Below are 24145 nucleotides of genomic sequence, written 5' to 3' on the forward strand. Positions count from 1 at the left end.
CTCAGCGCGTCAGGCGCCGCTCACCGTCATCGCCGGCGATGGGCACCAGCGCGGGGTCCTGGGGCAGCGCGTCGCGGTTCCAGACAATCACGGTCCAGCCGGGCACCCGGCTGCTCACGGCATCGCGCAGGGCCGCCAGCGCGCTTTCGTCCAGCCCTTCATCGGTCGCCACGGCGATCGACAACAGCAGTTGGCCATCGTCCACCTCCACACCGGCCTCCAGACCGTCCAGTTGCGCTCGCACTGTCTGGGCGACCACCGCATTGGCTTCGGCACGCAGCTGCGCGGCCTGCTGGGTCAGCGCATTGACGCTCAGGCGCAGACCGTCCAGATCGGCGCGGTCACGCCGGCCACTGTCATTGGCCTCCAGCGTTTGCCGCACCCGCAGCAGCGGGGTCTGCGCAAGCTGCCGCGCCAGCTGGGCGGCCAGCGCCTGCTGCGCGTGCGGCAGGTAGCCCGGTACCATCGCGACGAGGTCCACGCTGAGCAGGCCGTCGCGGCGCACCACATCCAACCGCTCGATCGAGCCCCCCTGTGCGTGCAGGTACTGCTGCACCACCGTACGGGTCTGGTTGGCGATCCAGGTCTGCCGGCCGATGTCGCGCAGCGCGATACCGAGGGGCAAGGCCAGCAGCAGGAATGTCACCGCGATCACCCCGCCTTGCCACATCGCGTGTTTGGCCACGTTGTCCATGCCGAAGCCATACCACTTGGCAATCAACGTCACGCTCAGCGCGATCGCCAGCAGATTGGTCATGAACAGAAGGAACGCGCCGCCGGCAATGCCCATGTCGCCGGTCGCCAGGCCGAAGGCCACCACCGCCAGCGGTGGCATCAACGCCGTGGCGATTGCCACGCCGACGATCGCCTCGCCCTTGCGCGTGATTACTGCATAGCCGCCGGCCAGCCCGGACAGCACCGCCACCAGCAGATCGAACAGGTTCGGATGCGTGCGCGCCAGGATCTCGCCTGTCGCCTCGCGCAGCGGCGACAGCCAGACGATCAGCATCGCTGTGCCCAACGCCAGCACGATACCGCCGAGCAGCGCCAGCAGTGACCGGCCCATCATGCGGAAGTCGACCACGCACAACGAAAAGCCCAGCTGCACGATCGGCCCCATCAGCGGCGAGATCAGCATCGCGCCGATCACCACCGCCGCGGAGGACTGCAGCAACCCGAGAATCGCGATGCCGCAGGACATCACCGCCATGAACGCAAAGCGCGGGGTCAGCCCGCCACCCTCGGTGACATTGCCAAGCACGGCCGCATGGTTGACATCCTGGGCCATGCGCTCGCGCAGCTGGCCCCACAGGTGACGGCCCCGCAGCACAGCGGAGGATTGCAGAACAGAGCGCAGATTCATGGCAGGGCCACACACCGAAAGAGGAAGACGCACGCGCGCGGGAACAGTCCCCGGCCACCTAGCCCGGCATCATCCGGATACGGCGCGGCGTTCCAATACAACTAGTTGCAAAATTGCGCGTGACGTCCATCACTGTTCAGTGCGTACTTAGCTCAGCCCCTTCTGCTGATGCCTTTGAACGAACACGTCGCCCGAAGACGCGGTGTAGAGCTAGTTGACCGCGACGGACGGCTGCACGCGGTTGCCCGCAGCGTTGCGCATCTGCGTGCGAATACGTCATCGCAGATTGTTCAATCCACTGCGCCGAAAGGGACCCAAGGCATTTTTACTGGTGAAACGCGCCCTCTGAAGGCATTTTCATGGCTTCGCCCGTTCGCCCTCAAGAAGCCATATGAAGCTCCGTCTCATGCGCGCCACCGAGTACAACCACTACCGGTCATTGTCCGTCGACGATTACTGTGCAGACCTGTGCGCCAATTTTGGGTACTCCGTCGCCACCAGCAGGGCCGAGTGCGAGCGAGTGATGCCGGCCACACTTGCCGAGGCAATGGAAGAGCCCGGCCACGCCATGCTGGTCATCGAGGTTGCGGCGCAGTGTGTCGGCTATGTGTGGATACACCTGGACGGGCCCGCCGGTCACCTGCTTGATTTCATCGTCGAGCCCGCTCATCGCGGCCTGGGCCATGGACGGCGTGCGCTGGAACTGATCGAAGCACGGCTGCGGGCCGAGGGCGCGCAGAGTCTGCAGTTGCGCGTGGCCGCCAACAATCCGCGGGCGCGGGCGCTGTATGAACAGGCCGGGCTGTATGTCACCGGCCAGTTGATGGCGAAGACGCTTGTGCCGGCAGCCCCGCCGGGACCCGCCGCAGGGCGGTAAGCCGCACCCCGGCGGCCGGTGCATCACTGCCGTGATGGCGTTCAGGCGTGGCAGGTTGATCGACTCGGGGAACGGTGCGCGGGTTCAGCGCACCGCAACCGCGTTGGACAACTCCCCCAGCCGCATCGCGACCTGCTCGGCGGTGGCCAACGCCGTGGCGGTGTGCGGCCTGCCCGTCATGGGAGGCGCCCCAACAGCATCTGCAGCACGGCGACGACGCGATGGCGGCGCTGGTATTCCTCGGTGAGATCAGCGTGGATATCCACGATCCCCCACAGCGCGGCCTGGTAGTCCGTCACATCCTCGAACCCTTTGCCGTGCGTGCGGCGCGCCAGCAGGGTTTCCCCCTGGAGGCTGTCCACCAGCAGCTGGTGCAGCGCAAGCACGCTGTCTGCATCGTCGTAGCTGACCGCATCGGGGCGCGCCAGCTCGTAGGTGCGGCCCATGATGCCGTCCAGGCGGTGGCACTCGGCCAGGCTGGCGGCCCGGGTGATGGTCAACTGCTCGACCTTCTCGCTGAGTGCGTCACAGCCGAATTGTCCGCAGCCGTCCATGGCACGGGTCAGTTCGGCGATGTCCGAGAGCAGATCGACCTGGAACCGCAGGGCGGCACGTTCCAGCAGCACGCCCCGCACGTGCTTTACCTGGTCGGCACTGTCATTGAGGTTGGCCAGATACGCCGCATCAACGGTCTTCTGCCCGAAATCGATATTGATCGCCGCACGCGATTCCGAGCGGAGGGCTGTGCCGATGCGTTTGGCAATACGTTCATCCAGCGTGGTCATCCACGTCTGGGCGGCCGCGGGCGCAACCCGCAGCAGGGGGGCGGTCAATAGCCGCCAGGCGACCACCGTGACGATCACGATGCCGACCAGAATGAGGAGCAGCTTCAACCGGCTCACGTCAACGCGCGCGGGCGCGCCGGCAGCTGGCGTTGGTGTATCGGTGGGAATGGGCATGACAACGGACTCCTGAAGACGACGCCGCCCCGAAGGGCGGCGTCCAAAGAAAGCGTGTGCGTGCTCGGCTTACCAGCCGATACCCACACCCACGCCGACGGTCTTCTCGCCGCTGTTGGTGAACGCGCCATTGAGGCTGAACGTGGCCGAGCCGCGCTCGTTCATCACCCGCTGGTAGCCCACCGCCAACGCCGACTCACCATCGGAATGTCCCACGCCGGCGCCAAGGCGGTTGTAGGTATTCAGGCCGGCGGTGTTCATGGCCATCGCGCTCTGGGCGCTGCTCATTGCAGCCATACGGTTGAAGCGCTTGTCCATGCCGTCCAGCCGCTTGTTCAAGCCCTCCACCGCCACATCGGTGTACTGGTTGGAGCGTTCCAGCACATCGTTGAGCTGCTGCACGTTGACCGCATCGGTATCCGCGGTGCCCCTGGCCACGTGCTTGACGCTGCGCTCCTTGCCTTCGCTGCCCACGGCCACGGCGTGCTCGCCTTCGGCCTTCACCACCGCTTCGGGGGCGACCGGATCGTTGGCAACCGGCGTCGGCGTGGGGGCCGGCGTGTCCTGGCTGACGATGGCCTCACCACCACCCTCCACGGACATCGCCATCGGCGCACCCTGCCGCGAGGCAAATGCCGCCGGCTCGGCAGTGCGACCTTCCAGGCCATCGATCTGGCCCTGCAGGTTCTTCTGCACTTCGTACAGCTGCCCACCATTGACCGCATCGCGGCTGCCCGCGGCGATCATGCCATTGGCCACGTTGCCGAGGACCATGCCCTGCGCGCCGCCCAGATTGAGGCGGCCGGGGCCGTCAGTGCGGGCGGTGGCTTCTTCCTGGAACAGGCGGTTGAGGCGGTTGTCGATAGAGTCAACGCCGCTGCGAGCGGTTACCACGGCCGAATCAAGCGCACCCAACGCGTCGCCTACGTTGGTGTAGTCGCTGCCCTGAACTTTGTATTGCGGGGCGATGATCTGGCCCGCGGCTCCGACGCGCGCACCCCCACCGAGGCCATCCAGCGTCTGACCCAGCTGGGCGATGTTGACGGCGTCATTGGTGTTGATGCCTGCGCCCATGTTGACGACGCGGCGCTTCAGATTGTCATTACCCAGGGAAACCGCATTGCTTTCTGTAACAATCGACAGGTTACCCAACGCAACACTGTTTGTGGCCCCCGCCTCTACGACGCTTTGAGCCCCGATGGCGAGGCCAGAGTGCGCCGAAACGCGTGTTGCCGTGCCCAAGGCGAATCCATCCACGCCCAAAGCATCCACGTAGGAGCCGCGGCCAAGAGCCACCGAGCTAACGCCATGCGCGGCCGCGTAGGCACCGATCGCTGTTGCGGCCGTGGTTGCAGCGTTAGCGCTGTCACCGATAGCGACGCCCATCAGCACCGCATGCGCACTTTCGCTTTCCCCGTCCGTTCCCACCTTTACGTACTGGTTCAGGCCCTCAAGCGACGCGACGCGTTCGTTGGTCACAAACAACTGCCCCCCCGTCACCGCATCCTTGCTGGTCGCCGAGCTGATATCGCCATCGCGAACCCCGGTCAACCGCGCCCCTTCCAGATCCACGATCGTGCGGTCTTCATTGAAGGTCACCAGGCCGTCCAGATCCGGCACGTACGCGTCGAACTCGCTCCGCAGCGCGGCGATGTCGCTGCGGTTGGCACCGATACCACTGCGGTTGTCGGCGATGCTGTCACGGTTGCTGCCGATGCCAGTCTGGTTGCCGTCGATGCGATCCGCATTGTCGGCCACGGCCTGCTGCTGAAGGTGGAGCTGTTTGCCGGTGACGGCGTCGGTGCTGGTCGCCGAGACGGTACCGTCGGCCACGTTGACGATCTTTCGCTTCACCGTGGCGCTGCCTACGGACACGGTGTTGGCGGCAGTTGCCACCGAGCCCATGCCCAAGGCCACCGCGCCGGTGGCAGCTGCGGACACCGACGCCGAACGCCCCACTGCCACGCTGTCAATCGCGTTTGCGTTGACCTCCGCCCGGTCACCGATGGCAATCGAGTGATTGGCACTGGCCTTGGCTACCGAACCCACGGCGATCGCGCTGGAGCCGGCCGCATCTGCCTGGTAGCCCATTGCGTTGGTCCATGCGCTACCCGCCTTCGCCTGGTGGCCGATGGCGGTGGTGTAGTTACCCGATGCGGTGCTCTCGTTTCCCATCGCCACGGCGGAGGTGCCCTGCGACTTGCTCAAGCGGCCCGTCGCGATGGCATTGGCAGCGGTAGCCGCCGCTGAGTTGCCCAGCGCGATACCGCTTGCCTGGCTGGCGGAACTGCCCGAGCCCACCGCCACGCCATACGCACCAGTCGCGTTGGCTGCATGGCCCGATGCGGTGGCAAAGTTGCCCGACGCCTTGCTGTTCATGCCAACTGCGGTGGCGTTGCTGCCAGTGGCTGCAGCGCCCTGCCCGACCACGATCTTGTCTGCGTTCAGACGTCCCAGTGCCGCGGTGGCAGTGGTAGCAGCTGTTTCGGCGGTCGTTTTCGCGGCGTTTGCCGTGGCGGTGACATCGCTGACCCGCTGTTCGGTAGCACTGAGCTGCTTGCCCGTGATGGCATCATTGCTGGTGCCTGACACCTCACCGTCGGCGACATTGACGATTTTCCGCTGCACCGTTGCACTGCCCACCGAGACGGTGTCGGCGGTGGCCGCTACCGAGCCATAGCCCAGCGCGATCGCGTTCTTTGCCCCGGCCGCCACCTTCGCCCCGTGACCGAGCGCCACGCTGTTCTGACCGGTGGCGTCCACTTCGGCAAGCGCACCAATGGCAACGGAATGATTGCCAGCAGCCTTGGTCGATGTGCCAGCGGCGATCGCACTGTTGCCGGCGGCATCGGCAAACTGCCCCATGGAGCTTGCCCAGGTACCACTTGCCTTGGCTTGATGCCCAATGGCAGTGCCGTAAATGCCCGATGCGACCGACTCATTGCCGATCGCCACGGATGATGTGCCTTCGGAACGACTCCTGCGACCGACGGCTACTGCATTGGATCCGCTGGCCGCGGCGTCCTGCCCCATTACCTGGGTTGATGCGTTCAGACGCCCCAGCGCACTATTGGCCGCCGTTTGAGCACTTTCGGCCGTCGTCTTGGCGGTGTTCGCCGTCGTCGTCGCGGTTGTCACGCGCTGCTCTGTCGAGAACAGTTGATTGCCTGTCACTGCTTCATTGCTGCCCGATCCGACCGTACCGTCAGCCACATTGACGATCTTGCGCCGTGCCGTGGCTGTCCCGACGGAAACCGTATTGGCAACAGTAGCAACCGCGTTCGCGCCCAGTGCCACACTGCCCGCCGCATTGGCATTGACCTTGGCATTGGCGCCGACCGCAACGCCGCTGTCGGAGGTCGCATCCACAGCGGCGCGGTTGCCCAGGCTGACAGCGCTGGCGGCGGCACCAGCGGCCAGCGTACCGATCGCCACGGCGTTGGCACCGGCCGTTGTCGCGCTATAGCCTATGGCGTTGCTGTGGGAGCCGGTTGCTTTTGCGCCATAGCCAACGGCGGTATCGTAGTTTCCCTCGGCAGCCGCGTTCTGGCCGATCATCACCTTGGCCGCGTTCAGGCGCGCCATTGCGCCATCAGAGCTCGTCTTGATCTTCTTGATCTCTTCATTGGTCGCAAACAGCTGATTGCCGGTGACGGCATCGGTGCTGCCTGCGCTCACGCGCGCGTCCTGGAGATTGACCAGGCGCCGCTTGATCGTGCTGCTACCCACCGAAACCGTGTCTCTCTCTGTGGCAGTCGATGATCGACCCAGGGCCACCGAAGATTGTGCCTCGGCTTTTGCGTAGTAGCCCAACGCAGTGCCATCGAGCACCGCGTCACTGTGGCCGCCGACCGCCATGGCCCCGGACCAGCCCGCGCTGCCGGCACGGGCATAGGCGCCGAGCGCCAAACCCTCCACGCCGGCGCCGGTGTTCACGGTGGAACCATGGCCGATGGCCATGCCGGTACGACTGTCGGCACTCGTATACCCGCCAATCGAAATACTACCGTAGCCGAGGCCTCGAGCGCCCGTACCAATGGCTATGGCAGCTTCGGCGCTGGTGGTCGTGTGAGCTCCAAGTGAGATGGAGTAATAGCCCTGAGCCTTCGCCTGCGCACCTACTGCAACGGCTGTGGCATACGTCGCCTGACTGCTTGATCCGACGGCTATAGAGCTGGGCCCTGTCGCCGTGGCGCTCCGCCCCACGGCTGTACTGGAGCCACCGGTGGAGACTGCATCGGAACCAACCGCGGTTCCCCCGCTACCTTCCGCGCGCGCGGCAAATCCGAACGCAACTGAATAGCTACCATTGATGTAGGACCGGTTGCCGTATCCGGCATTCTGGTTGCCGTTCAAGTACGCACGCGAGCCAAGCACAATGGAGTGATCGCCTGCGAAAGCAGCATCGCTATAGGTGCTATCTGAGACCAATGCGCTCTGTCGGTGCAGACCGAATACCACGGCCTCACGTGCGACCGGCGGAAGATTTAACACTTCGGGTGCGTAAGGCGGCAACGCTGCTCCAGATACGGCGACTTGCTCCTCACCATGCACCGGAGATGGTTCATTGGGTTGCGCGTGGAGTGTCACTGGCGTAAGGACAAGCATGGCGGCTACGCCCATCGCGCGTGCCGCCGTGCATCCCTTTCCACGTCGGCGTGTTTGCTCACTGGCCACCATCCAGCAGCGTAGCGCGGTGTTCCAGATCAAACGATAGATGTGATTCACAGAAGGCTCTCCTTGGGTGAGTGGGAAGATGCGAAAGGCATCCGCGCCCGGCACAGTTGTGTTGGCGCGCAGTGGGGTTGGGGGACGTGTAGCGCCGCTCAGGGCATCAGCACGTGCTGACGATCCTCGTAGCTGGCGTAACTGAGGCGATAGGTCACGGTGAGCTTCTTGCCGGCCGTATCGAACGGCAGCGGAAAGCGGACACCGGGGTATACGCTGTGATCGATGGTGTGCGCTGTGCATTGGTTCTGCGCATCGCATGCCTGGATCTCCGTCACCCCCAGGCGCACGTTGCCGGTGTTGTGCAGCGTGTTGCCATCAACGCGCATGTCCGCAACGGGCTGCGCGGGAATCAGGTGGACCAAGGCGCCCCAGATCAGGTTCACGCCGATGTTGGCCGAGGATTCCTCAGGCTCGTCGCCGGTGCCGATCTCGCTGGGCGGGCGCACGCCTTCGAAGTACACGCGGTAGGCCGCTTCTTCATCCACGGCCGCCAAGGGAATCACGCGCACCAGGCGATTGCCGCCGCCGGCCAGCACGAATTTGCCTGGGGTGACGGCGATGCCCTCCAGCGCCCCGGGCGCGACATCCACCTCGCGCTCGTCAGGGGTGGCCGGATCCAGCAGACGCTGCACGCGCAGCTGCACGTACTGCACCCGTGTGCTCTGCGAGTGCACGCGGATCTGCCCGCCGCGTGCGTCGTGCACCGCCAGACGCATGGGATGCACGCTCATATTGGCGTACGCCGGGGCGGCCACCGCACCGGCGGCCAGGAGGAAGAGCGCACACAGCGGCGCAGTCATGCGGTTCATGAAGGATCTCGTGGTAAGGGTCAGGGCGAAGACGGAGGCAGGACGACCTTGATGCTCAGCTCACCCTGGTAGTAGCCAGCCGCCTTGGTGGATGCAGGCACGCGAGGCGTGCGCAGGGTCAGTGGCGTGGGCACGCAGTACACCGGGTAGCTCATGCCGGGCAGCACCACCATGCGCAGCTGGGCGGTATCGATGCCGGGCAGAACCTGCATCCGCCCGTTGCGCATCCTCAGCGGCCGCCCCCCGTAGTCGAGGTCGATGTCGTAATCCAGGTGATCACTCTCGGTGTTACCGCCCGCGCCGTGCCACACCGAGTACATGCCATCGGGCCGCCCGGGGGCTGCGCGGGCCCCGTCATCGATGGTCACTTCCATGTACGCCACCTGGGAGCCAAGACCGTCGTACAGGCACATGTCCAGCGTCGCCTTGCCACCCACGGTGGGCGGCGGGCCGATGGGGTTGTAATCGATGTTGAGGTTGACCAGCGGCGTGATCTGGTCGTACAGCGGGAAGTAGATGCTGGCGTTGGCGTAGTCGGTGATCGTCAGATCAAACGTGAAGGTGTAGGTGGCCAGCGGTGCGCCATCCGTCTCTCCCCTGAGATCCAGCACAAGCTCCGCATCCCAACGGCCTGCAACCAGGCGTTGAAGCTCTGATGCGGGTATAGCGAGATAGGCACCGGTTCCGTCTGGCAGAACGCCTGAACACGTAGAATGAAGCGACGTGGATACCGGTCGTCGGGTGCCCTCCCAAGTCCCGAAGCAATTACGGGCGGTGTGAATGCGCTCTATCCACCCGTTAACAGCGACTTCAGAGGCAAGCCCACTGCGGCGCTCGCGGAATCGCAAGGGGATTTCGCTGTGCCCAGCCCCAGTCTGTGCGTTATCCCGGGTTGGACACTTTCCCGTCGCAGCATCTGTGGATGATCGACACGTGAAGTGCAGCTTGCTGTAGTCAACGCTATCGTCCGGGCTGTAGGCGATGGGCGTCCGCTCCCCCCAGAGGACCTCGTCACCATGATTGGACGAACGGTCGTAGCTGAGCACGACGTTACGACTCTCGCTTGTGGGATGCGTCTCCGGCGGCCGCTGCGCCCACGCAGGCAGAGCCCCGGCCACCGTCAGCCCAACCGCCACCACCCAACGGCACGCCCTCACAGCTGCGCCCCCGCCACCGAAGGCACCTTGTCCATCAGTGCCTGCTCGTGCAGCAAGCGCTGCACGCGGGCCTGCTGCTGGATCTTGGCCGGCAGCCGCTCCACCGCCAGCGGCCGGCAGCGCACCTGGCCAACCAGGAACACCACGCTGCGCTGCTCGCGCACCTGCAGCGGGCATTCGAGCAGGCGATTGGCCTGCAGCAGGTACAGGGTCTTCTCACGCTGCGGGAAATCGGCGATGAAGCCGCCGTCGCGCCCCAGGGAGGGCAGCGGTGCGTTGAGGATCCGTGCGCCTTCCAGCGCGTGGCCTTCGTCGTCGTGCGCGCTGCCGATGAAGGTGTAGGTGAGATCAAGTGCGATGGGCATCATCATCAGCCGCCCCGGCGGCAGGAACAGGGAGGTTCCCAGACCGTGCCCGTCCACGCGGACCGCCGCGGCGACCTCGTGCGAGCTGACGTCCTGGACTTCGGCGCGGGTGGCGGTGTAACTGCTGAGTGGCAGCAGCCGGCGATCACCGAAGCGCAGCAGCTGGCGGCGTGCACCGCTCACCCGCACTTCAGCGGCCTGGCCCTGCAGGCTGAGGTCTTCCGTGCTTTCCACCTGCACGGCCACACCGGCGCCGTTGCCGAGCTCGGCGCCCCAGAACAGGCCGCCGCGTGTCCACGCGAATGAAGACGTGTGCGAGGCGCTGTAGGCAGTGTCGCTTCGGCCATCGCCGCGGTAGTGCGAGACGGTGGCGCCGGTGGTGCCGACGCTGCCCATCCGGCGCCCGCTGATCATCGCCCCCTGGCGATGATCGCTGCGTCCGTTGAGCTCACCGCCCACCTCGCGGTAGCCCATGCCCGATTCCCAGCGGCGGGTCTGGCCGATGCGGTAGCCGAGCGCGGCCTGGTCATCGCGGCCATGCTGCATATCCACGCCCAGCCGATCCTGGCGGGTGCTGGTGCGGCTGCGCTCCAGGCGGGTAATGGTCATGTTGAGGGTCACGCCCTGATCGCGGCGCGGGCCGTTGCTGCTGCCGATATGCTGGCGGAACATACCGGCTCGTGCGGCGATGTTGAAACCGCCCCACATGAGGCTGCGGTTGTAGTTGGCCTGCAGGGTGCGCGTGAGCTGCGGCTCCCGGAACAGGGCGGGCGGCGGATCCAGCAGCCAGGTGTCGTCGAACCACGGCAGGTCCAGATCGCCACGGCGCGGGGAATACGTGGTGCGGCGGGTATAGCCGAGGTAGAGATTGCCCTGCCCCACCGGCACCGACATCGAGCCGCTCAACGAATCCTGGCACCCCAGCGATTCGGCGCTCAGATAGCGGCCCACACAGGCCCCACCGCGCATGCGCTGGTGGTAGGCATTGAGAGAAACGCGATGGCGATAGCTGGCCTGCTGCTGCGTGCCGTGGCTGCCATCGGCGCCGCGCAGCAGGGCGCTGCTGCCGGTGAATTCATGGGTGCCGAAGGCTTTGCGCCCTTCCAGGCGCGCCTCGCCATAGGCGACGTTGTCCACCATGGCCGAGCCGAGGGTCAGTGCAAGGTCGCGGCGCAGCGGCACGCGAACGCCGGCCTGCAACGCGGAATCGTGATCGCGCGCATCGCGCGAGATGACCCGCCCGCCCTGCACGAACCATTGCAGGCTCTGGTCATCCCAGTTGATGCCGGATTTGTTGAACGGCGCCTCTTCACTGCGGACCAGCACGCCATCTTCATAGATGCGCAGGGTCACGATGTAGCTGCCGGCCGGGAAGCGCGTGGTATCGACATCGTTGATGCCGCTGTCCAGATAGAACGATTGCAGCAGGCGCTCGCCATCGTAGGCATCCACGCGTGCGTTGCGGCCCAGAAGTACGGTCAGGGGCGTGCCCTGGCCCATGGCGGACTGATCGACATAGGCCTGGGTGGTGCCGAAGCGGATGCCTTCAAAGCGATCCAGCGGCAGCATGGCGAACGAGAAGTTGCCGCCGAGTGCGCTGGACAGGTTGCGGCGGTCCATGCGACCGAGCTGCACGTAGTGCCTGCGCTGCAGATCATGGCGCAGGTAAGCGTCGTTGATGCTGAGGTCCTGGTAACTGCGGCCCCCGCGTGATTGCTGACGGTTGTAGGTCCAGTCCAGCCCGAGGTGGGCATCTCGGAACACACCGAGCATGCCGGTGCCCTGCGCGGAGAGGCTTTGATAGCCGCTGCCACCGCTGATGTTGAGGCTCTGCTGGTGCAGCAACGCGTTCTGCGCACCTGCGGTGGGGCGATGGTGGCGTTCGCGCTCGGCACTGGCCTGTGGCAGCCACTGGCGCGGCAGGAACAGGTTGAGCACGCCCTCGCCTTCATCGAAGATGGCAGCGGCGGCGTCCGGTTGTTGGGGTGGCGGAAGATAGCCACAGCCTGCTGCCGGCTCGGTGTAGCGGCAGGCCAGATGGCTGTTGCGTGGCAGCGATGCGTTCAGCGCCGGCAGCAATGCCTCACGCGCACCAGGGGCGAGATTCAATGCGGCGAGCACCTGCTCCGGCTGCTGGATCTGTACCCCATCGGGGGTGACGAACACCGGCCAGACGCCTGCCGACTGGCCCATCACACGGATGTCCAGCTGTTCGATCTGCCCGGCGACGAGATCTTCGAACCCTGAGGGCACGGGCGCTGCGGCCAGTGGCGCACAGGCCAGTGCCGCGCACAGCGCGACCGAGAGACGGGAGGGATAGGGAAAATGCCTGGGCATGATGGTTGACCTCACAGCGCCGCCGCCGCACGAGGCGGCAGCGGCGCGGTATGGGCGCTGATTACGGCTTCTGCACCATGGCGATGCTCACCAGGCCTTCGTAACGGCCGGCAGCGGTGATCGTGGCCGGCGTGGTCTGGCGGATTTCCAACGGCATCTCGACCGAGGCACCCGGGATCGAGCCGGTGAACAGCTCGGCCGCGGTGAAGTCCTGGGCAGTGATGGTCAGCGGCTTGCCCTTCAGGCTCACGGTCAGCGGCACGGCCGTACCGGTACCGATCTGTGCCTGCAGCACAGCGGCCTGGATCAGCCGCACCTGTACGTCCTTGCTGACGTCATTGGAGAAGACGCGCACGCTGTCGCTCCACGGCACCAGGCTGCCGGTGGTGGTCGGGCCCGGACGGTATTCCAGCTTGACGACGTCATCGAGTGCGGTGCCGTCAGCCTTCAGCAGGGCCAGGGTCGGATCAACGTCGGCCCAGACCTGGATGTGCGCTTCCAGGGCGTGTGCGGACAGGGAGGCCGATGCCAGTGCGGCGGCGACGAAAAGCTTCTTCAGGAGGTTCATGCGTTCTTTCCTTGGGTGTGTGGATCGCGGTTGACTGCCTGCGAGGCGTGGGGTGCCGCAGTGCGGCCCTCGCAGACAGGGCGCAACAGTAGGGATGCAAGCTGCGCCGCACCATGCAACAACTTGACTAATTTCAACGTGGCCACGAAATCGCGAACGCGGCGTGCATTGCAGGCTGTTTGTGCGCGCACGGCGACGCTGCTGCGGTGATTGCAGCAGCGCGCCTTGCCGGGGTGATGCGCAATGACGCGGCGTCACCGGCGACGCGATGAGCCGCTTTTGCGTGCGCGGCGTGTCAGCCGCCGCTGGGCGACAGGCCGACGGCGCGTGCGTAAACCATCAGTTCGAAATCGGACGTGAGCCCCAGCCGCTTCATCGCCGTTCCCTTCTGCCGGCTGATGGTGCTCACAGTGCGGCGATGGACATCGGCGATCTCCTTGACGCCCAGGCCATGGGCCAGCAAGCGCACCACTTCTGATTCGCGTGCGGTCAGCCGCGCCCCACATTTTTCACGGCGCCGCAATCGATGCGCCAACTCGGGCGGTAAGTAGCAGCCACCTCGCAGGGCAGCGTCCACTGCCTCGATCAGCGCGGGTAGTCCACTCGTTTTCTCCAGGATGCCGCTGACCCCCAGCTTGAGTACGGCACGCAGTACTTCTTCATTGCCAAAGGTGGTGACCACCAACAGGGGCAGCTCCGGATAGTCACGGCGCAGCCCGGCAAGCATGCGGACACCATCGGGGCGCCGCCCCCATGGCATGGAAAGATCGGTGATGACCAGATCGCATGGGGCGTTGGCAAGCCACTCTTCGAGCTGGCCGGGGTCGGCCGCCTCGCCGACGACATGGAAGCGCGGGTCGCGGGACAGAATGGAGTGAAGACCCAAGCGAACGACCGGATGGTCGTCCGCAATCAGAATGCGTTTCATGGCACTGCCTCGCTTAGGTAAACGACACGGACACGACCGCCTGCCCGGGCCACCATCGCGGCGGCCCAGCAGGCTTTCGAGTGTTCAGTCACCACGCCACAACGGAAGTGTGCGCAATCTTCCCTGTTCGACGGCTTCCCTGCGTCTACGTGGTCCCAAGCACCGTAAACGCTTGAACAGCCCGCACTCTATGAACCGAATTGCATAAATTCGAATCTGCGGGGGCTATCTCAATTGGAGAGATTGGTATCGTTTTTCACTGCGAAACGCTCAAGGCGCGGACTATCCTGCCGAGTCGCGCGCGCGGGCTATACCGTGCGCGCGTCACTACGACTAACCGCGTAGCGTTGCGCCGCCATCCACGTAAAGATCGCTCATGGCGATATGGCCGGCCTGCTCGGAAAGCAGGAACATCACGGCGAAGACGATGTCATCCGGGCGGGCGAGCCTCTGCAGCGGAATACCTGCTTTGTAGGTTTCCGGGTTTCCGGCGATGACATGCTGGGCACCTTGTTCGTCTGCCCACATACCGGTCTGCATCGGGGTCAACGTCGACCCGGGCGCGACGATATTGCAGCGGATGCCGAGTGGCGCCAGCTCCAGGCCGAGACACCGGGTGAACATGGTCGAGGCCGCCTTGGAGGCCGCATAGGCGGCCATGCCATGCCGCGGGACGCCGGCGGCATTGGAGCTGACCGTGACCATCGCCCCTTTGCGGCGCGGCGACATCACGCGTGCCAGCGCACGCGAGACATGGAAGACGCCGTCTGCATTCACCGAGAATACCCGGCGCCATTGCGCATCTTCCGTCTCGGCCACAGTGCCGGTCTGCAGGACGCCGGCCACGTTGATGCCGAAGCCGATCGGGCCGACCTCGGCCTCCGCCCAGGCCACCAGCGCATCGACGGCGGCCGAGTCGGTCACATCCAATGCACGGGCATGTACTGTTGCCTGCCCTGGCGCCGCGGCGATGACCGGCGCGACCACATCGGTGGCGATCACGGTGCAGCCGCTGTCGCGCAGTTGCTCGACCAAGGCCGCGCCGATGCCGCCGTTGGCGCCGGTGACCAGGGCGATGGTGCCGTCGAATCCGGTGAGTTTCATGCCGATGTCCTGTGTGCGTCATGCCGCTGAAGATGTGCATCAAGCCACGGCGCGATCTGCGTCACGGCGTCGCGACCGGTGAGTTCGGCGTGCAGGTGGGGGAGTTCGATCGCCTCTACGTGCGCTGCATGGGCCTGCCACAGGGCGGACTGAAGCTGCGGGCGGGCGACGTGGTCGCGGCCGGCACGGACGTGCAGCAGCGGACCCTCGTAGTGCGTGTGGTGATGGGCGCGGATCAACCGGTTGGTGCCGGTGACTGCACGGACCACGCCATCGAGGACGACATCCGGCAGGTTACCCAGCGCGCTGTCTCCGCGGCGCAGGAAGGCCAGGATGCGCGCGCGGCTGTCCAGCTCGGGGTGTGCATCCGGATCATGGCCGGCGATCGCAAGCAGGGCGCGCAGCGCGGCGATCGGGTCCGGCTCGGGCTCGGCCCGCCAGCACTCGCTGGGGTAGGCATCGAGCAAGGCCAGCACGCCAACCTCATGGCCGAGGCTGCGCAGGTGCACCGCCATCGCCTGGGCGAGGATGCCGCCTACCGACCAGCCCAGCAGATGCACCGGGCCGGGCCGACCCAACGCAAGAATGCGCGCTGCATAGTCCGCCGCCAGCGCCTCGATGCTGGTGGGCAGTGGCTGGTCGGGATCGAGCACGGGCGACTGCAGGCCCTGCACCTCGCGCGTGGGAGACAGCGCCCGGGCCAGATCCCGATAGTTCCAGGCGATGCCGCCGGCGGGATGGACCACAAACAGCGGCGCGAGCGCGGCATCGCCCCTGGCCAGCCGGATCATGGGTGCCAAGCCGTGATCGGTGGCCGCAGTCGGTGCGTCAATGCGCGCAGCGAGCCCAGCAACCGTCGGCGCGGCAAACACCGCGCCCAGGCCGAGATCGCAACGCCACTGCTGCTGGATGGCCAGCAGCAGGTGCACGGCACTGAGCGAGTCACCGCCCAGCGCGAAAAAATCGGCGTCGGCGCTGACCGGTGCGGTGAGTGAGAGCGTCTGTGCGAACAGCGTGGCCAGCGCCTGCTCGGTTGCGCTGACCGGTGCCATGCCCGTGGAGACCGCCTGGGTGGGCGCCGGCAACGCGGCACGATCCAGCTTGCCGTTGCCGGTGACCGGCCACTGTTCCAGTGGCACGAAGGCACTGGGCACCATGTAGTCCGGCAGGCGCGCGGCCAGATGGGTGCGCAGCGTTTCCTGGTCCGGGCCACCGGCATTGAGGTAGGCCACCAGCCGCGCCTCGCCCGGGCGGTCCTCACGCAGCAGCACCTCGGCGCGGGTGACGCCGGGGGCCGCGCGCAGTGCCGCATCGATTTCGCCGAGCTCGATGCGCAGGCCGCGCAGCTTGATCTGGTGATCGTTGCGCCCCAGGTACTCCACGGCGCCATCCTCGCGCCAGCGCGCCACATCGCCGGTGCGGTACAGCCGGCTCCCGGGCACGAAGGGATCGGCCAGGAAGCGCTCGGCGGTGAGGTCGTCGCGGCCGAGATAGCCGCGTGCCAGCTGCACGCCGCCGAGATACAGATCACCGGCCACGCCGGGCGGCAGCGGCTGCATCCTGGCATCGAGCACATACAGGCGGGTATTCCAGACCGGATGGCCGATCGGCACGGGCGCGGAGGCGTCATCCCGGCTGGCCGGCCAGAAGCTGACATCCACGGCGGCCTCGGTGGGACCGTAGAGATTGTGCAGGTCGGCGTGGACGGTGGCATGGAAGCGGTCACGCAACGTGGCATCCAGCGCTTCGCCGCTGGTAAACACCCGCCGCAACTGCAACCCGCGCGCGGCCGGGGCCGCCAGGAACGCGGCCAGCATCGCCGGCACGAAATGCAGGGTGGTGATGGCGTGCTCGCGAATCAAGGCGGCCAGCGCCAGGGGATCGCGATGCGCCTCGGGCGGTGCGACCACCAGCGTTGCCCCGCTGATCAGCGGCAGGAAGAACTCCCATACCGAGACATCGAAGGTGGCCGGGGTCTTCTGCAGGATGCGGTCGTCCGGCTGGAAGGCGTAGTGCTCGCGCATCCACGCCAGGCGGTTGACGATGGCGCGGTGCTCGATCAACACGCCCTTGGGCTCGCCGGTGGAGCCGGAGGTATAGATGACGTAGGCAGCGTCTTGCGGCTGCGGTGCGGCGGTCACGTCGGCGTCGCTGTGGGGGTGCCACTGCGCGGGCACCAGCACCGGCGTGCCCGCGAAGCGCTCGCGATCCTGTGCCTGGGCCAGCACGCAGACCGGCTGCGCCGAGCGAAGGATACGGGCGAGGCGCTCATCCGGGTGGGCCAGATCGACCGGCAGATAGGCACCGCCCGCGCGCAGCACCGCGACCAGGGCGATGATCAGCTCCAGCGAGCGCGGCAGCGCGATCACCACCCTCGCCTCGCGGCCGACGCCCTGGGCCTGCAGTTGCAGCGCCAAGGCACGGCTGCGCTGCTCCAGCGCAGCGTAGGTAAGTTGCTGCCCGCCGAAGACCACCGCGACAGCCTCGGGCGTACGTTGCATGCATCCGGTGATCAGTGCGGCGAGGCTGACCTCGGGCACAGGATGGGCGGTAGCGTTGATGTCATATAGATAGCGCTGCGTTTCTTCTGGCGTGCACAACGGCACCGCTGCAATGTCGCCGCCGGCGGCCTGCACCTCCAGCGCGGCCGACACGAAATGCACCAGCCGTGCGGCGTGCGCCTGCACCTGCGCGGGGGTATACAGCGTGGGATTGGCCTCGATCTCCAGATCGAGCACGGCCGTGCCATCGCCACGGAAGCCCAGGGTCACATCATCGACAGGCCCCGTGGACAGCACCTCCAGCGTGGCGTGGACGCCCGCCAGCTGCAGCGGCCGATAGAACGGCTGTACGTTGACCAATGGGCCATGCAGGCGGCGCTGGCCACCGATCAGGCCCAGGTCACGCCGCAGCTGCTCGCCGCGGTAACGCCCGTGGCGGCGGCCCCGCATCAGGCGCAGGGCGACGTCACGCACGAAGGCATCGACGCTGCCCTCCCCGGCCGCGACCCGCAGCGGCAACACGTTCATCACCATCGCCGGCACTCGGGCGGAGACGCTGCCAAGCCGGCCCATGAACGGCACACCGATCACGGCCTCCGCTTCGCCGCTGATCCGGCGGCAGTACTCGGCGCCGAGCGCGGTCAACAGGTCCGGCCAGGGCTGGCCGATCGCGGCGGCGGCACGGTGCAGGCGCTCGCGCAGGGCCGGCGCAATCGACTGTACGTGGCGCAGTGCATCCGGTGCGGCGGCAGCAAGCCCGGCCTGCAGACCGGTCGCGGCCGGCACATCGGCCATCAGCTCGCGCCAGTAGGCGGCATCGCGCGTGCGGCGCTCGCTCGCACGGTACGCGGTGTCTTCATCGAGCGCCGGGGACAGTGGCGCCAGTTCGGCGTGCTGCGTGTCGCCTGCATACAGCGCGCAGACGCGCTCGGTGAGCAGGCCCATGCCATAGCCATCGGTGGCGAGGTGATGCACACGCAGATACCAGACGCTGCGTGCCGGGCCAAGCAGGAACAGACGCTGCTGGCTGAGCCGGTCGCGGGCGGGATCGACCGGGTTGAGGCGGTCGCGCTGCATCGCCTCGCGCGCCGCCGCGGCCGGGTCCGGCTGATCGGACAGATCCACCACCTGCAGCGCCGGCATGTGCTGTGGATCGACCCATTGCACGGGCAAGCCCTCTGCGCTTTCGACCATGCGCAGCGCCAGTGCATCGGCTTCCTGCGCGGCCTGATCGGCGGCGCGCACGAAGGCCGCGACGTCCAGCGCCCCTTCGATCCATACCGCATGGGCGGTGTTGAAGGCCGGGTTGTCCGGCGCCAGGCGCTGCGCGTACCACAGGCCGGCCTGCGCCTCGCTCAGTCCGCGAACGATGGGCTCGGCCGCACCCGGCACCGCACGGGCCTTCATGCGCTGGCCGCCGCCTGTGCCTGCAGGCGCTGTACCACCGTCCACCAGCCGTCGAGCGTGGCGTGCTCGGCCAGATGGCTGAACTCCAGCGCGATGCCGGTGTTGCCCCAGGCCAGCACCAGCCCCAGTACACGCATCGAATCCAGGCCGAGGTCCATCAGGTTCTCCCCGGTGCTGATGTCCTCGGGCGCTTCACCGAGCATCTCGGCGACATCGGCGCGCATGCGCGCCAGGGTGAGTGCGGTCATGCGAGGGTCTCCAGCAGGTGATCGGTGGTCATCGGCACGCCACAGGTGCGGGCGATCCAGTGCAGGGCCAGGTCATGATCGGCGCGCGAGAAATCGGCGACGGCGTCGGCGGCGATGAAGCTCTCGATGTCGCGCTGGAAGGCCTCGGCGACCGTGGCCGTGCAGCCGATGTGCGCGTACACGCCGGTGACCAGCAGCTGATCGCGGCCACGGGCGCGCATCATCGTCTCCAGATTGCTGCGCTGGAACGCGCTGTAGCGGTGCTTGACCAGCACATGATCACCCGGAGCGGGGGCCACGGCATCGACGATGGCTTCGTGCTCCTCGGTGGCGGACATGCCCGGGCCCCACAGATCGGCCTGCAGGCCCCGGTCGCGACGATCCTGGTTGCCCCGCTGGGCGGTGTAGAACACCGGGATGCCACGGGCGCGGCAATGCGCGAGCAGGCGGGCGATGTTGGCCACAGCCGGTGCCAGCGGCGCGGCATCCGGCGCGAACGCGGCCAGGAAGTAACGCTGCATGTCATGCACCAGCAGTGCCAGGCGCTCGGTCTGCGGCTGCCAGGCACCGCGCGGGGTGGGCAGGTCGGCCTGGGTCGGCAGGGGGTACGGTTGGATCTTGGGCAGCGCCATCAGCGCGGTTCTCCTGTCTGTTGCATGAAACGTTCGCGCAGCTGGGCACGCAGCTCGCGGCGACTGATCTTTCCGACCGCGGTGGTGCCGAAGGCATCGACGAACACGATCTGGTCCGGCACTTTGAACGCCGCCAGGCCGCGGCTGCGTACCCAGGCCTTGAGGCTGGCGGCCTTGGTCGGCTCGCCCTGGGCAATGATGAAGGCGCAGCTGCGTTCACCAAGGTAGGCATCGGGAATGGAGACCACCGCCGCATCGAACACGCTCGGGTGCGCCAGCAGGTGGTCTTCGATCTCTTCGGCGGAGATCTTCTCGCCGGCACGGTTGATGTGGTCAGTGGCCCTGCCCTGCACCACCAGATAGCCACCCGGCAGGCGCTGCACCCTGTCGCCGGTGCGGTAGAAGCCGTCCTCGGTGAAGGCGCGTGCGTTGGCGGCGGGATCGTTGTGATAGCCGCGGATGGTGTACGGGCCGCGGGTAAGCAGATGGCCGGTCTCGCCGTCTGCAACCGGGTTGCCGTGGTCATCGACCACCAGCACCTCGTCGTCTTCACTGATCGGGCGGCCCTGGGTGGAAACGATGATCTCCTCGCTGTCGTGCAGGCGGGTGTAGTTGACCAGGCCCTCGGCCATGCCGAAGACCTGCTGCAGGGTGCAGCCCAGCCCGGCGATCACCCGCCGCGCGGCTTCCGGCACCAGCTTGGCCCCGCCGACCTGCACCACCTGAAGACTGGAGAGGTCCTGCGTAGTGGTTGCGGCGGCCTGCGCCCACAGCAGCGCCAGCGGCGGCACGAGGCCGACACAGGTCACCCGCTCGCGCGCGATCAGGCCGAACGCGGTCTCCGGGCCCGCGCCAGGGCTCATCACCACACGGCCACCGGCGTACAGCGTGCCGAAGAACCCCGGCGAGCTCATCGGGAAGTTGTGCGCGGCCGGCAGCGCGACCAGATAGACGCTGTCCTGGGTGATGCCGCAGATCGCGTTGCTGGCGCGGAAGGAATACAGGTAGTCGTCGTGCGTGCGCGGGATGAGCTTGGACAGCCCCGTGCTGCCCCCGGAGATCTGCAGGAACGCAACCGATTGCGGGTCGGGATCGGCGGGCAGCTGATCAAGGTCGCCTGCCAGCGATGCCAGCGCGGTGAAGCCGGCCGCGTCACCGGCGATGATGACGTGCTGCACCTCGGGCACCTGCGCCTGCAGCGCGTGCGCGAGGGTGCGGTAGTCAAACCCCTCGTAGCTGGACGCAGTGATATAGGCATTGGCCTCGGCCTTGCGCGCGAAGTGCGCAACCTCGGTGATGCGGTGCGCAGGCAATGCATACACGGGGATCAAACCCGCGCGGAACAACCCGCAGACCACGGTCACGAATTCCGGCACGTTGCCAAGCTGCACTACCACGCGATCACCCGGGACCAGCCCTTGCGCGAGCAGGCCGGCGCCGATGCGGCCGGCCTCCTGCCACAGCTGGGCGTAGGTCAGGCGCGTATCACCGCCGACCACCGCGATATCACCGGCGAAGCGCTCGGCACGCTCGCGCAGGAAGCCCGGAAAGGTCTCGCCGCGCCAATGGCCGGCCGCGCGATAGCGCGCGACCAGGGCCGGCGGCCAGACCTGGCGCAGCGGCACCCGGGAGGAAGAAAAGGATGCGTTCATGGACAGCTCCCGCACATCAGAAAGGACGAACGTCATGGACGCCGAGCGCGGTCAGCAGGGCCATGAACTTGGCAGCCGTTTCGGCCACCTCGAGTTCGGGTTGGGACTCGGCGACGATGCCGGCCCCGGCATACAGGCGCACTTCGGTGCCCTGCACGCGAGCGCAGCGGATCGCCACATACCAGTCGCCATCGCCTTGCGCATCGGTCCAGCCAACGGCGCCGGCATAGAAGCCCCGTGCGACCGGTTCGGCCTGACGGATCAGCTCAAGTGCCGGCTGGCGCGGCGTGCCGCACACCGCCGGGGTGGGATGCAGCAGCGCGACCAGGGCGGCAGAAGACACCGAGGCGTCCTTCAGCGTGCCGTGGATGCGGGTACCGAGATGCCACATGGTGGCAGTGGCGTGCAGTGTCGGCCGCGGCTGTGCCTCGACGTGAAGGCACAGCGGTGCCAGCGCGGCCACGATGGCCTCGACCACATGGCGATGCTCGTCATGGTCCTTGGCCGACGCCAGAAGCGTCTCCGCGGCGCGTGCATCCTCGGCCGGATCGGCCGAACGACGGGCTGAGCCGGCCAGTGGATGCGAGAGCACACGGTCACCGCGCCTGGAGACCAGCAGCTCCGGCGTGGCGCCGACCAGCCAGGCCGCGTCGTTCGGGCGTGCCGCAGGTACCGGCACCACGTAGGTCGCCACGCTGGGGTCTTTGCCCAGGCGCGCGGCCAGCACGCGCGGATGCAGCGGTTGCGCTGTGGTGACCCGCAGGCTGCGCGCAAGCACGACTTTTTCCAACGGGCTGTCGGTGCGCTGCAGTTCCGTGACTGCGGCCGCCACCGCCTGCGCATACGCATCGGCAGACGGTTCGGCGAGCACATCGCCGACCAGCGTCGGCGTTTCCACCCGGACCACCGTGGGCTGGCCAGACACCTGATCCGGCTGATAGAGCGCATCGCCCTGCTGGGGATCAAACGGCACCGCCCCCACCAACAGGCGCGGGCCTGAGCGCGGCGCGGCGAAGAACGCGGCGACACGCTCGGCCAAGGTGGCGGTGGCATCGGATGGCAGCCGCGCACGGACACCGTGCGCTTCCATCGCCTGCTGCGGGCTGCGCAGCAGGAAATACGGGGCGTCGGCCGCATCAACGGTGGCGGTGTCGGTCACCTCATCGGTCACACCCGTGGCGAGCATCTCGTTCATGCCGCGCCCCGCGCGCGATGCAGGGCGGCAGAGACTGCCAGGACCAGCAGCACCGCGCCTACCAACAGGTACGGTGCGCTCGGCGACCACCGATACAGCAGTGTGCCGATCATCGGCCCGACCACCATGCCCATGCCCTGCACCGACGCGACCGTACCTGCGGCAGCGCCCTGCTCGTGCGCCTCCACCGAATCAGCCGCCAGCGCCTGGAAATTGGGAAACACGAAACCCATGCCGAACGCAGCGATCGCGTAACTGGCCAGCAGCTGCCACGGCACGCTGACCAGCGCCACCGACGCAAAGCCCAGCCCGGAGATCAGCGCACCCACCAGGATCCAGCGCGTCGGGCGGATGTCCTTGAGCTTCATCACCAGGCCCTGGGCGAAGATCAGGCCGACACCGACGGCGGTCAGAGCCAGCCCGGCCATGCGTGCGCCGTCTGCCGGGGAGAGCTGCAGGCGATCAATCGCGAAGAAGCCGACCGTCACCTGCGCGACGGTGACCGAGATCATCGCGACGAACACCGCCAGCAACGGCAGGCGCAGGCGCGCATCGCCCAGGCCGAGCGTCGGTTTGGGGCCGGTGTGCGTCGGCGCGACCGGCGGCGTGTTCGGCAGGCGCCACCAGATCATCAGCAGCGACAACAGCGGCAGCAACGCGGCCACATACAGGGTGAGCGAGAGATTCTGGTAGGCGATCCAACCGGCGGCGGCCGGGCCCAGCACCATGCCCAGCGCATTGGCGGTGCCAAGCTTGGCCATCACGCTGCCGCGCTGCCCCGGGGCGGCCTGGTCGGCGATGATGGCCGCGGCGGTCGGCGGCACGGCGGCGTAGAACAGCCCGACCAGGGCACGCGTGCCGACCAGGACCAGCACGGAGAGCCAGATTGCCGGCGGTGAGGTCAGCGCCACATCCACGAACACCGCCAGCGCCACGTAGATCACCGCGTAGGCCGCCAGTGCGATCAGCAGCACGCGCTTGCGCCCGATGCGATCACTGAGTGCGCCCCAGCGGCGCGCCGACAGCATCCACAACACCCCCGCCGCGGTGACCGAGAGGCCGGCATGCCACTCGGCCAGGCCCAACACCCGCACCACCGGACCGATCACGGACACGAACGCCATCATCGCCATGGTGCCGAGCAACGCGGCGGAAACGAGCGCGGGCAAACCGGAAACGACGGGACGTGAAGACATTGAACACCACAGCCAATAAGAAGTTGAACCACGCGGTGCGCCGACGCGCGCGCGGTTCTGCCATCCGGTTACGAACGCATCACCGCCCTGTGATCCATTAAATGATAACGGCTCGC

16 protein-coding genes are annotated in these 24145 nt (G+C 67.1%); 1 reads left to right on the forward strand and 15 read right to left on the reverse strand.

The genetic code is table 11. The annotated features are described in order from the left end of the window. Nucleotide 1 precedes the first annotated feature (1 nt). Entirely contained in the window at nucleotides 2-1363 is a 1362-nt protein-coding gene (locus EDF74_RS06960; protein ID WP_123729378.1) for a TIGR00341 family protein, read from the reverse strand. Nucleotides 1364-1754: 391 nt separating this feature from the next. Here EDF74_RS06960 and EDF74_RS06965 point away from each other — a divergent pair, with 391 nt between their 5' ends. Beyond that, on the forward strand, nucleotides 1755-2240 hold the full coding sequence (locus EDF74_RS06965; RefSeq protein ID WP_123729379.1) for a GNAT family N-acetyltransferase: 486 nt from the start codon (nucleotides 1755-1757) through the stop codon (nucleotides 2238-2240). Nucleotides 2241-2416: 176 nt separating this feature from the next. Here the strand turns inward: EDF74_RS06965 and EDF74_RS06970 are convergent, their stop codons facing one another. From EDF74_RS06970 to EDF74_RS07035, 14 genes are all read right to left on the reverse strand, one after another. After that, entirely contained in the window at nucleotides 2417-3199 is a 783-nt protein-coding gene (locus EDF74_RS06970; RefSeq protein WP_148045924.1) for a hypothetical protein, read from the reverse strand. Between the two features lie 69 nt (nucleotides 3200-3268). Then, on the reverse strand, nucleotides 3269-7927 hold the full coding sequence (locus EDF74_RS06975; RefSeq protein WP_184997103.1) for an ESPR-type extended signal peptide-containing protein: 4659 nt from the start codon (nucleotides 7925-7927) through the stop codon (nucleotides 3269-3271). A gap of 98 nt (nucleotides 7928-8025) precedes the next feature. Then, entirely contained in the window at nucleotides 8026-8739 is a 714-nt protein-coding gene (locus EDF74_RS06980; protein WP_260232200.1) for a pilus assembly protein, read from the reverse strand. 20 nt (nucleotides 8740-8759) lie between these two features. Beyond that, nucleotides 8760-9896: a CfaE/CblD family pilus tip adhesin gene (locus EDF74_RS06985; RefSeq protein WP_260232201.1), complete on the reverse strand. Its 1137-nt coding sequence runs from the start codon at nucleotides 9894-9896 to the stop codon at nucleotides 8760-8762. After that, entirely contained in the window at nucleotides 9893-12598 is a 2706-nt protein-coding gene (locus tag EDF74_RS06990; protein WP_123729383.1) for a TcfC E-set like domain-containing protein, read from the reverse strand. Before EDF74_RS06990 ends, EDF74_RS06985 begins: the two co-directional genes overlap by 4 nt. 61 nt (nucleotides 12599-12659) lie before the next feature. Further along, nucleotides 12660-13166 (reverse strand): CS1 type fimbrial major subunit, encoded by a 507-nt coding sequence (locus EDF74_RS06995; protein ID WP_123729384.1) that lies wholly within the window; start codon nucleotides 13164-13166, stop codon nucleotides 12660-12662. 295 nt (nucleotides 13167-13461) lie between these two features. Next, the gene (locus EDF74_RS07000; RefSeq protein ID WP_123729385.1) at nucleotides 13462-14094 is read right to left on the reverse strand and encodes a response regulator transcription factor; all 633 of its coding nucleotides are present in this window, start codon (nucleotides 14092-14094) and stop codon (nucleotides 13462-13464) included. Nucleotides 14095-14427: 333 nt separating this feature from the next. Beyond that, on the reverse strand, nucleotides 14428-15198 hold the full coding sequence (locus tag EDF74_RS07005) for a 2,3-dihydro-2,3-dihydroxybenzoate dehydrogenase (RefSeq protein ID WP_123729386.1): 771 nt from the start codon (nucleotides 15196-15198) through the stop codon (nucleotides 14428-14430). After that, a complete protein-coding gene (locus EDF74_RS07010; protein WP_428999147.1) occupies nucleotides 15195-19091 on the reverse strand; it encodes an amino acid adenylation domain-containing protein in 3897 nt (1298 codons plus the stop codon). Before EDF74_RS07010 ends, EDF74_RS07005 begins: the two co-directional genes overlap by 4 nt. A gap of 11 nt (nucleotides 19092-19102) precedes the next feature. Further along, nucleotides 19103-19354 carry a phosphopantetheine-binding protein gene (locus EDF74_RS07015; protein WP_123729388.1) on the reverse strand — a complete coding sequence of 84 codons (252 nt, stop codon included), beginning with the start codon at nucleotides 19352-19354 and terminating at the stop codon, nucleotides 19103-19105. Next, nucleotides 19351-19986: an isochorismatase family protein gene (locus tag EDF74_RS07020; protein ID WP_123729389.1), complete on the reverse strand. Its 636-nt coding sequence runs from the start codon at nucleotides 19984-19986 to the stop codon at nucleotides 19351-19353. The genes EDF74_RS07015 and EDF74_RS07020 overlap by 4 nt, the downstream gene beginning before the upstream one ends. Beyond that, the gene (locus EDF74_RS07025) at nucleotides 19986-21638 is read right to left on the reverse strand and encodes a (2,3-dihydroxybenzoyl)adenylate synthase (RefSeq protein ID WP_123729390.1); all 1653 of its coding nucleotides are present in this window, start codon (nucleotides 21636-21638) and stop codon (nucleotides 19986-19988) included. The genes EDF74_RS07020 and EDF74_RS07025 overlap by 1 nt, the downstream gene beginning before the upstream one ends. A 16-nt stretch (nucleotides 21639-21654) precedes the next feature. Then, nucleotides 21655-22833: an isochorismate synthase gene (locus EDF74_RS07030; RefSeq protein ID WP_123729391.1), complete on the reverse strand. Its 1179-nt coding sequence runs from the start codon at nucleotides 22831-22833 to the stop codon at nucleotides 21655-21657. Beyond that, nucleotides 22830-24029, reverse strand: a complete 1200-nt coding sequence (locus EDF74_RS07035; RefSeq protein WP_123729392.1) for an MFS transporter — start codon at nucleotides 24027-24029, stop codon at nucleotides 22830-22832. The genes EDF74_RS07030 and EDF74_RS07035 overlap by 4 nt, the downstream gene beginning before the upstream one ends. Between the last annotated feature and the right edge of the window lie 116 nt (nucleotides 24030-24145).

Source organism: Stenotrophomonas rhizophila (assembly GCF_003751305.1).
GTDB classification, from domain to species: Bacteria; Pseudomonadota; Gammaproteobacteria; order Xanthomonadales; family Xanthomonadaceae; genus Stenotrophomonas; species Stenotrophomonas rhizophila_B.